At 58.3% G+C, this 11,653-nt stretch carries 11 protein-coding genes; 1 reads left to right on the top strand and 10 read right to left on the bottom strand.

The window, feature by feature from the left end; translation table 11 throughout:
* Positions 1 to 11: 11 nt before the first annotated feature.
* The 4 genes from solA to WI754_RS22590 are packed head-to-tail and all read right to left on the bottom strand — an operon-like array spanning position 12 to position 4,907.
* Positions 12 to 1,178 (bottom strand): N-methyl-L-tryptophan oxidase, encoded by a 1,167-nt coding sequence (gene solA / locus WI754_RS22605; protein WP_341487540.1) that lies wholly within the window; start codon positions 1,176 to 1,178, stop codon positions 12 to 14.
* Positions 1,179 to 1,226: 48 nt separating this feature from the next.
* Positions 1,227 to 1,655 carry a GNAT family N-acetyltransferase gene (locus WI754_RS22600; protein WP_341487539.1) on the bottom strand — a complete coding sequence of 143 codons (429 nt, stop codon included), beginning with the start codon at positions 1,653 to 1,655 and terminating at the stop codon, positions 1,227 to 1,229.
* A gap of 41 nt (positions 1,656 to 1,696) precedes the next feature.
* Complete coding sequence (locus tag WI754_RS22595; RefSeq protein ID WP_341487538.1) at positions 1,697 to 2,728, bottom strand: Ldh family oxidoreductase; 1,032 nt, start codon at positions 2,726 to 2,728, stop codon at positions 1,697 to 1,699.
* A complete protein-coding gene (locus tag WI754_RS22590; RefSeq protein WP_341487537.1) occupies positions 2,721 to 4,907 on the bottom strand; it encodes a N,N-dimethylformamidase beta subunit family domain-containing protein in 2,187 nt (728 codons plus the stop codon). Before WI754_RS22590 ends, WI754_RS22595 begins: the two co-directional genes overlap by 8 nt.
* A 139-nt stretch (positions 4,908 to 5,046) precedes the next feature.
* Between WI754_RS22590 and WI754_RS22585 the strand changes: the two genes are divergently transcribed.
* Positions 5,047 to 5,730 (top strand): GntR family transcriptional regulator, encoded by a 684-nt coding sequence (locus WI754_RS22585; protein ID WP_341487536.1) that lies wholly within the window; start codon positions 5,047 to 5,049, stop codon positions 5,728 to 5,730.
* Between the two features lie 253 nt (positions 5,731 to 5,983).
* Here the strand turns inward: WI754_RS22585 and WI754_RS22580 are convergent, their stop codons facing one another.
* From WI754_RS22580 to WI754_RS22555, 6 genes are all read right to left on the bottom strand, one after another.
* Positions 5,984 to 6,370: a hypothetical protein gene (locus WI754_RS22580; protein WP_341487535.1), complete on the bottom strand. Its 387-nt coding sequence runs from the start codon at positions 6,368 to 6,370 to the stop codon at positions 5,984 to 5,986.
* Between the two features lie 23 nt (positions 6,371 to 6,393).
* Complete coding sequence (locus WI754_RS22575) at positions 6,394 to 7,182, bottom strand: SDR family oxidoreductase (RefSeq protein ID WP_341487534.1); 789 nt, start codon at positions 7,180 to 7,182, stop codon at positions 6,394 to 6,396.
* Between the two features lie 122 nt (positions 7,183 to 7,304).
* Entirely contained in the window at positions 7,305 to 8,294 is a 990-nt protein-coding gene (locus WI754_RS22570; RefSeq protein ID WP_341487533.1) for an ABC transporter permease, read from the bottom strand.
* Complete coding sequence (locus WI754_RS22565; protein ID WP_341487532.1) at positions 8,291 to 9,826, bottom strand: sugar ABC transporter ATP-binding protein; 1,536 nt, start codon at positions 9,824 to 9,826, stop codon at positions 8,291 to 8,293. Before WI754_RS22565 ends, WI754_RS22570 begins: the two co-directional genes overlap by 4 nt.
* A 50-nt stretch (positions 9,827 to 9,876) precedes the next feature.
* Entirely contained in the window at positions 9,877 to 10,809 is a 933-nt protein-coding gene (locus tag WI754_RS22560; protein ID WP_341487531.1) for a sugar ABC transporter substrate-binding protein, read from the bottom strand.
* A 22-nt stretch (positions 10,810 to 10,831) separates the two neighbouring features.
* Positions 10,832 to 11,596, bottom strand: coding sequence for an SDR family oxidoreductase (locus WI754_RS22555; RefSeq protein ID WP_341487530.1), 765 nt, complete (start codon positions 11,594 to 11,596; stop codon positions 10,832 to 10,834).
* Positions 11,597 to 11,653: the final 57 nt, after the last annotated feature.

Raw genomic sequence — 11,653 nt, 5'->3', positions numbered from 1 at the left:
GTGGAGCGCGCTTACCGGCGTGGCAGGCTGGCGGAAAATCTTTCCAGGCTGAACGCCGATAGATCATGAACCGCCTTTCCGGCAAGCAAGGCAGCTACGGTCTCCCCGATCCCCAACGCGTGCTTGAAACCATGCCCCGAACAGGCCGACACCAAAAACAGACCCGGAATATCCGGATGCCAATCCAGCACAAATCCATGATCTGGTGTCGATGTGTAGAAGCACGTTTCCGATGCCAGCAATGCTGATGAAATGCCCCCGAAGAACGGTTGGACGTGATGCTGGTAAAATTGGTCGCCAGACATGCCGATGCGCTGATCCCTCTCCGTGTCAGCCACGAAAAACTTCACCCCATTCTCCGATCCGTCGAGCGGAAAGACAGTCGCGCATTCGCCGCTAACGCTCTCGCGGAACCACATCAAGGTCGGAAACCTGCTCGGTTGATAGGCGGCAGTGTCGAGTGCTTTGAACGTGAACGTTCTTTGCGGGGTGACGGACAGTAGATTTGCAAACCCACCGCCAAGGAGATGGTCCGCCCACCTGCCAGCAGCGAGGACGACCTGTCGTGCGCGGATCCGCAATCCGTCGGCCTCTATTTCTACGCCGCCGGCGATCGGTGTTATCCGAGTGACCGCCGTATTCTCTAAAATCTCGGCGCCGGCTTGCTTGGCAAGCGCGATTTGCAGGTTCAGCAATGGCTCAGGACGGATGAAGCCGGCATTCGGCTCAAAGTAACCTGCGTCTTCGTTGGCCACGCCTGTGAGCTGTGGATAGAGCTTCTTCAAGTCCTTGGAGGAGAAGGTCTTGTGCTCAATCTCATTGGCTTGAGCGATCTGAACGGTATCGTGCAGAAAACTGTTGGAGCTGGTTGCGGCCTCTGATCCGATGATTAGCGTTCCAGTACGCTGCATCAGATTGACGTTGTAGTGGCGCTTGAGGTCACGCACGAGCGCATTCGAGCGCCGGACAAAATGAAGGTAGGCGGGACCTTCGGCGACAGCCTCTCTTGTCACTTTATAGCCGCCATGGCTCGCCCCATGGCGGTGTGGAGGACTGTATTTGTCGATACCAACGACTTTCCCACCAGAACGAGACAGAAAATAAAGCGCGGATGCGCCCATCACTCCAAGACCGATCACGGCATAATCGGCTTCAAGAACAGTATGATCGGTAGTCATTGGTCGCCTCAACGTCCCGTGCCTCTATCGAGTCTAGATCGCCTCATCTCAGGACGACTGGCGCATGAAGAAGAGGCCGGGCAAATTGGCCGTGAAGCCCCATTTTTCGTAAAAGGGCACCATTTCCTCGAGGCAATAGAGTTCGCGATGCTTGACTTCCGAGAGGACTGGATCCGTCATGACGGTGTCCATCAGGAGCCGACCAAGCCCCGTGTTCCGCCACGTATCCTTGACGATGATATCGAAGATCATGGCTTTGTAGACGCCGTCCGTCATGGCGCGCGCGAAGGCGACCAGTTCCCCGTTCAGCGGATCGATGAAAGCGAAGATCGGCCCGGCGTACGACATCAGCCTTTCGACATCCGCTTTCTGGCGGCCCTTGGTCCACCACTCCTGCTGAAAGAGGTCCACCAGTTGGTCCACCTGCACTGGGGTCAGGCCCCGCCGCAGTTCAAGTCTGTTTTTATCAAGCGTCATGTCGCAACCTTCATATTTGAGTAAACGGTCTTAGGATTTCACTAGCCTTTGCTCGCCAGCGTCCGAAGCCGCTGAAGTTCATCCATTGCGATCGGGATGCCGAATTGCTCGGCGGCTGCACGGTTCGTGAACCGTCGTGCACCGGGCAACCGATCCTGACCAGCGTCGGCCAGCTGAGCGCAGAGAAGCGCCAGACGAGATTCAAAATTCGTCGAACCGCCCCAATTGGGGTCGATCACGATCAGGAGTTGCCCCGCCTTTGGTGTCTGCGCTCCGGGAAAGCCGGTGAAGTCATTTTCGAACGAGAATTGCCCGCCCGTGACCGCTCCCGCAAGAATCTCGACAAACAGAGCGATAGACGAGCCCTTGTAACCACCGAAAGTGTTCAGTGCCCCACCCGCTAAAATCGCGTGAGGGTCCGTCGTGGGGTTGCCGTCACGGTCAACGCCTGTCCCATCCGGAACGGGATTGTTGGCGAGAGCATGCAGACGGACCTCGCCATTCGCCATCACGCTGGTGGCCTGGTCGATGACCAGCGGCTGGGCATTGTAAACCGGCACGGCAAAAGCAATGGGGTTGGTCCCGTAAACAGCCTGCCGACCACCATGAGGAACCACGTTCGCAAGTCCGTTCACCGCGGTGATAGCCATGTACCCGGCCAAGGCAAAAGGCTCGACATCCGGCCACAACGCACTGAAATGATGAGAATTGCGGGTAGCAACAATGGCTATGCCAGCCTCGCGAACGGTGCGTCGGATCAGCGGGTCCGCAGAGGCAAGCGCCCTCTGGGCAAAGCCGTTGCGCGCATCGATCCGAATGAACGACGGCCCCAGACGCGCCACATCGGGGACCGTCAGGCCATTCACCCAACCCGATCTGAGTGAATCGACATAGCCAGGCACGCGGAAAATGCCATGGCTGAGCACACCGTCTCGTTCGCATGCGGCGCAGTTCTCCGCCAGAATATCTGCTGTCTCTGATGAGGTGCGATTGTTGACGAAAATCGCCTTCAGGAGCGATTTCAGCTCCTGAAAGGTGATGCGTGCGTCTTGGGAATTATTCTTCTCAGTCATCGGCCAGGAACTTCCGCAGGCAATTCTCGAGGAGGCGCGAGACATTGTTGTTGTAGTTGTTGTGCGAAAGGCTCCCGCAAAATGTGATCGAGCCGACGGCAAAGAGACCGCCGCCCGTTTCAGACTGTCCGTAGACGAGGTTGGCGCTTATGCCGCCGTGCTCTCGCGGTGTTCCGTCGAATACGCCCGGCAGCAGAAGTTCCTCAAACGTTGTGTGGAACGACGTCCCGTGGCCTTCGGAAAAAGCGACAATCGTCGCAAAATCTGGCGTGCCGAGGTCGGCCGCTGCCTGATCGATCTCGAAGCCGGCCGCTCCGCCTCCGGACAATCCGAAGTCGCCGATACGTTCATCAGGCGATATGCCTTCGAAAAGAAATGCGAGGTCGTCCCGGTAAGAGGCAGAAGTCCGAAGGTAATAAGAGCCTTCGAATCCTCCTTCGGCCGTAAACCCGACGCCCGCAACTTTCTGAGGAGGAATTCCATTGCGGCGCCACAAGCCACCATACTCGCCGTCGAGCTGATGGTAATATTCCCCTGGCTGGCTTGCCCACACCCGCATTCCGCCTTCGGCACGTCGAACCTCGATCAAGTGAGGCATGTCACTGTGACGGCCGATCTTCCAATAGAAGCCATTGCCGCCAAGATACATGAGGTTACCCCCGGATTCCCGATAAGCGATGAGGGCCTCGACAGTGCGCCGGGTGTGATACTCGGGATGCGTCCCTGTCAGGACGACATCGTAGGGTGACAGGGCGGCCAAACCGTCCCGATCGAGATCCTCATCCGTGATCACATCGAAGGCGAAGCCCTTTTCCTCAAGCCAATCTGTCAGATGCGAGTCCGCTGGAAAATGCCGCATGCCAGATCCCTTCGGATCGAAGTAGACGAGATAGTGCGGGCGCATGGTCAGGATGGGACGCAGACGTGACGACAAGGTTATGCCGGAGCCGTCGGGATGTCGGCTGTAGGTGGAATATCCGTAGGTACCTACCTCATCGGGATTGTGCGGATAAGCATTCCAGGCGGCCACTCTTTCCGCGAGTTCGCCGGCAAAGTTGCCTCGAGCGAAGTTCGCGTAGGCCATGTAGGTGAACGTCGGGGCCAGGAATACGATCTTCTGTCGGTCTGTTCTTTCCCCGGGGATGACATAGAACGGGATCGTATCCTTGCTGACGCCGTTATCTATCTCAAGTCCGTAGACCCCTGAGCGCGTGTCCTCAGGCACATCAATTTGGATCGTCGTCTGCCAGCCGCAATCACTGAGATCGTCGGAATGAAAGGCGATCGCTGCGTATTCGAGCGGCGCCTGTTTCCAATCCATATTTCGACCGGACCATGCCGACGACCTGACGGCGCGGGTCGGCATGTTTATCAATGAAAGTCGCCGCTCCTTCTCCCTCTCGTCTGCCACCCAGGTTTCACGGGCGTCTCCACCGAAATTCCAGTTGGCTATGACCTCCCACGCCGGCACCTGCTCCGATGCTGCTGCCTCCACACGCGTTACACTCAGCGATGGATTTTCGATCGCGCCATTGAAGGCCTGTTCAGGGTGCCCCCGCCACAAGCCGGCGAAGCAGATATGATCGGCTCCGGCCAGCACGCGGCTCGTGATATGCGAAAGGTTGACGCCATTCTTGTCGTCGGCCGCTCTTTGTGGTTCCCGCGAGACTACCACTGAGACGCCGCCCAGATCGAAAGCGACCTCGAGACGGGACCAACAATCCTTGTCCAACCCGGCGCCCACCTCATAGGAGTGCTCCGTGCCCAACTGCTGGAGGAACAGCTTGTTGTCACGGACGACCAATGCCACGCCTGCGGTCCCATCGGCATTCTGCAATGAGAAAAGCGTCTGAGCGGAATCGGAATGCAAAGTCGGCATCACCATCAGATCGACCTTGACCGCGGCATAATCGCTCAAAACCGGAATAGGGCCGAATGCGCATGAGCCAAGATAGGCCTGTTGCTCCATCGCGGGATATTGGTCGGCGAGACCGAAGTCGGCCTCCTCGGTCTTTATGCCGGGGCCGTCTGGGTTGGGATCACAGCAGATCAGTCGAAGAGCCCGCCCGGTGACGGGGCGATCGCCTCGCGATGAGATCTTGAAATGCAAGCTGCCACCCGGTGCGGCACTCAGAGGCTCAACATATCCAACCAGTGCAGGTATTTTTTGCCCGTTCATCGCTCGCAATCCGCTTCGTATCGCCTATATAGAATATCGTATACGATTATGAGTCAAGACACATGAAGTGAGATCGTATATATGCTACGTTATTCGATGCGCCTTACGCGTCGGGCGACTGCCGATTATGGAGTGAACATTGCCGCTAAAAGCCCAGAATTTGCCATCCCTTGGCAACACGCCACCGACCTCTGATATCATCGCAAAATATATCCGCGAGGCGATTGTCACCGGCGTCCTGGATGAAGACGAGCCCATCCGTCAGGATGATATAGCCAAGCTTTTTGACGTCAGCAAAATTCCTGTCCGGGAAGCCCTAAAGCGCCTGGAAGCCGAAGGTCTCGTTGAGTTTCAACGAAATCGCGGGGCCGTCGTAACGAGCATTACCGATCCTGAGATCGCGGAAATTTTTGAAGTCAGAGGCATGTTGGAGGCCAATGCTCTACGACTGTCGATACCGCGCATGACCGACCGTACGTTTCAGCGAGCCGAAGAATATTGCGATGCATTCGCGCGTGAGACCGACGTTGCTCGCTGGGCTGAATTGAACTGGCAGTTTCACTCGTGTCTCTATGAGGATGCCGACAAGCCCTTCCTGCTCAATCTCATCCGGTCCGTCAACGATCGGATAGAACGTTATCTTCGCATTCAGTTGACCTTGTCGGGTGGCACAGGTGTGGATGATCGAGAGCACCGGCAGATACTTGCTGCTTGTCGAGAGCGAAATGTGGCGCTGGCGACGGAGCTGCTGGTTAGCCACATTCGCAAGGCGTGCGGATCTCTCTTGAGCAACCTGCCAAAAATAAGAGAGCGCAAACAATAGGTGCGGCGCTTGGCTTGTTCAGATGGCCAGCCAATGGCCATTTGAACACCACGCAGTTTTGGGTGGCCAGTTCATCGATGAATCTACTACGCGACGCGGCTAGGTTCGGCGCTTGACTCCCGATCACCTGAAGAATTTGAAATCCAACTTGCCTGGCAAGCGGCTTAATTTGGAACGCCTCGTCGGCCCAGCGCCAGAGGTTCGCTCCACTTTTCAACCAACAAGTGGAATCGGACCGAAATAGACGTCTTCCCTACAAAGCCAACGGCGGATTGGCCGATCTCTTCAACTCGACGGTTGTAAAAAGCAAATCGGTATCGCCGATGTTGGTGAGGTCATGTGTCATATGCTGGCCGGCGCCAAAGCTGAAATATCTGCAATCGCCCGGCGTATACTCTGTCTCCACCGTTTCGCCTGTAGACAGCCGAGACCTCGATTTGCCGGAACTCACCGCGACCCAGAAGTAGTTTAGCTGGTGTCGGTGGTATCCGATGCGCTCGCCTGGCTTAAGCAATATCTTCCAGATGCGGACTTCATTCGTCTCGGTTGCCAGTACCTGCCCAACGTATCCGTTCGTTTGAGCTTCAGCGAGTTCTTGTCGCAGTTCGCTGATGTGCTGATCGTTTGCCAAATCCGACATGACGTTTTCCTATCGAGTTAGTCTCATGTGGTGGGCAGCACGCCGCCATCGACGTTGATGACGTCGCCACTGATGAAATCAGAAAGCTCCGACGCGAGGTACAGGACTGCGGAGGCCACGTCCGCCACCGTCCCAAGTCGTCCCGCGGGTATCCGCGCATCTTTCAGAAAGGCCTTGACGGCATCGTCAGGCAACGTCCCGTAGCGCTCCGCGAGCGCATGCAGAAAGCCGCCGGGCCGGTCCCAAAGCTCGGTGCGAATATGCGCCGGCGCGACAACGTTGGATCGAATGCCTTGCGACGTGAACTCACGGGCCAACGCCTTTGAAAGCATGGTTATGGCGGCCTTAGACGTGCTGTAGTCCGGCAGCAGCGGATGCGGCATGCGTCCGGCTTCGGAGCCGCAATGAACGATCACGCCCTTTCCCTGCCGCAACATGGCCGGCAATACCGCACGCGACATGCGGATATAACCGCCGAGATTGAGATTGAGCGTCTGGTCCCAATCGTCGTCGCTCACGTCGAGGAATCCTGTCCGGGTCGGGCAGATCCCGGCATTGTTGAACAGGATGTCGATCCGGCCGAAACGTTCCAATGCAAGGCCGGCAACGGCCGCCTCTGAACCCCGGACGGCAAGATCCAGCTCGATCGTGGCGCAGCGGCCGGGATCGGCCACCGCGGCAAGTGGCTGCATGTCGCGGCTGACGCCGACGACAAGCGCTCCCTCCGACAGGAAGCTTTTTGTCGTTTCAAACCCTATGCCCGAACTCGCGCCCGTGACGATCACGACCTTGTCCGTCAATTTCAGATCCATTGCAGAGTCCTCCTGTGCGCTCTCCTGTCGCGTGACAGGCAGAATGCAACAAAGGCGTAGGGAACAGTCAAGCGCGACCACTCCAGGATGGTAGGCAGCATTCACATCGGCCCGTGCCCATTTCAGAGGAGCCTCAATTTCGTCGATCGGGACACGACCGAGACAGCAATGACGATGATCACCCCTTTGACGATGCTTTGGATGTACGTGTCCATGCCTATCAGGTTCAGGCCGTTGTTCATGATCCCGATAAGCAGAGCGCCGAAGAACGTCCCCATGACGGTGGCTGTGCCGGGGCGAAGCATCGTCATGCCAATGAAGACTGCGGCCAGGCCGTCAAGAAGATAGGTCTCGCCACCATTTGGCTGGCCCGATCCGAGACGCGCCGACAGGATGATGCCGGAGATCGCCGCGAAGAACGAACTCAGCGCCAGGCCGTAAACCCGATAGGATTTTACGTTGATTCCGGACAATTCCGCCGCGCGAGCATTGCCTCCGACGGCATAAAGGTAGCGCCCGAACGTCGTGCGCTCCATAACGAACCAGGACACCCCGACGACGAGAAGCATGATCAGCGCCGGATAGGGAAAGAACGCCCCGATTTTTCCCTGCCCCAATATGAGGTAACCGTCGGGAATCCCGCCATAGATCGCGCGTCCGCCGGAGATGATGAAATTGATGCCCCAGAGGATCGATCCGGCTGCGAGCGTTGCGATCAGCGAGGGAACGCCGATTCCCACCACGAGTGCGGAATTGATCAGCCCGACGGCAAGACCGGCGCCCAGTGCCGCAAGGATCGCAAGCGGTATCGGCGTTCCACCGACCATGAGAAGCGGACACAACAGGCCTGCCAAACCGACCACGTAGCCGACGGAAAGGTCCATTTCCTTGGCCGCAAAACCGAATGTCAGGCCGACCGCGACGATGGTCAGCATGGATATCTGTTGGAGGATATTGACGAGGTTCGTGCTCGTGAAAAACCGGTCGGTGGCGACCGAAAAGCCGATGAACAGGACGACGAGCACCACCAGCGTGCTATATTTCTGCGCCAGCATGCCGACGCTGATCTTTCTGACGACAATGTCTCGTTCGGACGTTGCTATGATGGTCATTGTGTCACTCCCGCAATTGCATTGATGAAGGCCGCTTCATTGAAATCCTTGCGTTCGATCTCGTCGCTGTTGCGGCCCTGCCGGAACGGCACGACGCGATCGGCCACATAGGCGACCTCGAGAAGGTCGCTGGATGCAAGCACCACGGCAGCACCCTGATCGGCCAGTTTCTTGATGAGTTCGTGAATCTCGCGCTTTGCCCCGACATCCACGCCTTCGGTGGGTTCGAGAAAGACGAAGAGCGAATACCGTTCCTCGGCGGCGAACAGCCATTTCGCCACCGAGACCTTCTGCTTGTTGCCGCCGCTGAGCTCGACGATCTTGGCTTCGGCGGAAGACGTCTTGATGTTGAGACGCTTGATCAGACGGAGTGCTTCGTCGTTTTCCCGCCGTCGCTGGATAAGGCCGAAGGGCTTGATGCTTGTTTCGCGCACGCCCGCCATGGACATGTTTTCCCGCACGGTCCAGTCGGACACCATTGCATTGATCATCCGGTGGTCCGGCACGAGGGCGGCACCAGCGCGCTTCATGTCGCGCACGGTTGCCCGGCCGACATTCCGACCGATGAACTCGTAGTGGCCGGACGCTGCCTTCGACGGCTCGAACAGCGATTGGGCGAACTCGAAATGGCCAGAGCCAGTCAGGCCGATCAAGCCGAGGATCTCGCCACGCCGGACCGAGATCTGCGAAACGGAAAAATGATCTCCCGCCCAGTCCTTTACGTTCACGACGGTTTCTCCGAGATCCTTTTCCCGGTTCTCCATCGCCGTTGTATCGAAATGATAATTGGTCTCGCCCCTCTGGGCCCGGTTCAGCATGAGGTCGATCAGCTGCCGTTCCGTGATCTCGCCCTCGCTCTTGACGAGATGGCTGACCTTGCGTCCATCCTGCAGCACGGTGATCTCATCCGAGAGATCAATGACCTCCTGCAGGAAGTGGCTGATCAGGACGACGGACATCCCGGTCTGGGAGAGCGTGTGGATCAGGTTCCACAGGCTCTGTTTTTCCTTGGCCGGCAGGGTTGCCGTCGGCTCGTCGAGGATAAGGACCTTGGGACGCGAATGCAGCGCCCGCAGGATTTCCACGACCTTCTGATCGGCATAGGGCAGCTCGTCGACACGGCGGTTCAGCTGTATGGGCGTGTCGGGAAACCATTGCCGCGCCAGTTCTTCGGCCTGTCGCACAACCTGCCCCCGATTGATAAAGAAGCCGCCCTTGGCGGGTTCGAAGCCGAGGCAGATGTTTTCCGCGCCCGTCAGATGGGGCACCAGATTGCCTTCCTGCGAAACAAGCGAGACACCGGTCGCCACCGCCGCGGCCGGATTTTCGAAAGCGATCGCGTGGCCTGCCATGCGCAGCGTGCCGTTCGTCGGCATGACGGCGCCGCTCAGAACGCCCATAAGGGTGGATTTGCCGGCGCCATTTTCGCCGACAACGCCGTGCACGCGCCCTTCCCGGATCTCGATCGAGACGTTGTCGAGCGCAAGCGTGCCCGGCCATTGCTTAGAGATGTTTTCCAGCGCGATTGCCATCATGCACCTATAGGGTTCGGCAGGCGGCGCAGCCGCCCGCCTGGGAGGAGTTACTGGCAGTTGTCCTTGGTAAACAGCGTGGCGCCGTAGTAGACGATGTCCTTGCCGTTCGTGACCGACTTCGGATCCTCGCCGTCGACCTTTGCGCGCTTGGCATATTCGGCCAGCTTCGCACCCCATTCCTCGAACTGCTGGCGGCCTGTGGCGACGAACATGGAGTCCTTTGCGCATACGGCCTTGATCGCCTCAGGGTGACCGTCCATTCCGGACACCGGCACGTTGAGGCCAGCGCCCTGAAGTGCGGTAATGGCGGCCTGGGCAGGCTCATCCCACGGTGTCCACACGGCGTTGATGTCGCTGCCGTAACGCGTTGCAAAATCCTGCACTGCGTTAAGCGTTTCCTGGTAGAAATTGGCAACGTCGAAGTTGTATTCGCCGATGATCTTGACCTCGGGATATTCCTTCAGGATCGCTCTCAGCGTATCCGTGCGCTCCCGCACCGGCTTGATCTTGTCGGTGGTGATGATGATCAGGTTGCCCTTGCCCTTCATCTGGCTGATGAGGCTGAGCGAAACCTCGGCCGACATCTGCCAGTTGTTGGTGGTAATGTCGGCTGTAGATCCGGGGATCCAGCCGGAGTCTACCGTGTAGACCGGGATCTTGGCCGCCTCGGCGCTCTTCAGCGCATTGCTGGAGGCGCGCAGGTCGGCATAAGTGATGTAGATCACGTCAACGCCACGATTGACCGCGTCGTCGATATTGTTGGCAACCTTCTCGGCCGCTCCGGCGGAATCGAGGAAGGTAACTTCCCAGTCGGAAATACTGTTGTCGGCCAGATACTTCTTGAACCCGTCCTGTGTGCGCTGTTCGGCCTGGAATGCAGCATTGCCCTGGATCCAGCCGATCTTCAGCGGTTGTGCGAACGCCGTACCCGCCATGAGCGACACGAACACCGCGCCAGTCAGTTTTGAAATCCCAAACATAGTCTCTCTCCTCCTTTGTTGTTCAGATTGATAGAAAGCCGCCATCGACGTTGAGATCGACGCCGGTGCAGTAGCTTGCTGCCGCGCTTGCCAGGAAAACCGCCGGGCCGCCGATCTCGTGGGGCTGGCCCATGCGCTGCATCGGCGTCATCGATGCGAACCGGCGGACATGCTCCGCGACCTCCGCACGGCTGTTCATTGGCGTCGCCATAAAGCCCGGGCTCAGGCAATTGACCCGCACGCCCCTTGAGGCCCACTCGGCCGCCAGGCTCTTGGTGAGGCGGATGACGCCGGCCTTGCTCGCATCGTAATGAGCTTGCTCAAGACCGGTGATGGCCGTCGAGCCACAGATCGACGCCATGTTGAGGATGGAACCACGACCGCGCTGCAGCATTCGCCGACCCTCCGCCTGACAGGACCAGAACAGTCCGTTCAAGTTGATCTCCATCAGCCGCAGATATTGCGCCCGGGGCAAACGCTCGGCAGGGGAGACGTCGACGACGCCTGCACTGTTGGCTGCGATGTCGACAGGCCCCAAAGCGTTCTCCGCCTTGGCAAAAGCACGATCGACGGAGTCAGGATCGGTCACGTCGCCCTCAAGAGCGATTGCTGTGCGCCCCAGGGCGCCGATCAACCGGACCGTCTCGTCTAGACCCTTGCTGGAACCAAGATCCAGGCACGCAACATCGGCGCCCGCCTGGGCGTAGGCGATGGCGATCGCCTGGCCGAGGCCGCTGCCGGCGCCGGTGACGAACGCCTTTTTGTCAGTGAGGTCGAAATGGCTCACGAAGCTCCTCCCGAAATTCGCGTAAGTCCTTGATAGCGCGAATTCTTATTTACATTG

This window comes from Pararhizobium sp. A13 (genome assembly GCF_040126305.1).
Lineage (GTDB): Bacteria > Pseudomonadota > Alphaproteobacteria > Rhizobiales > Rhizobiaceae > Pararhizobium.
The sequence above is the reverse complement of the archived record's forward strand: the minus strand, read 5'-3'. Positions and strand labels throughout refer to the sequence as shown.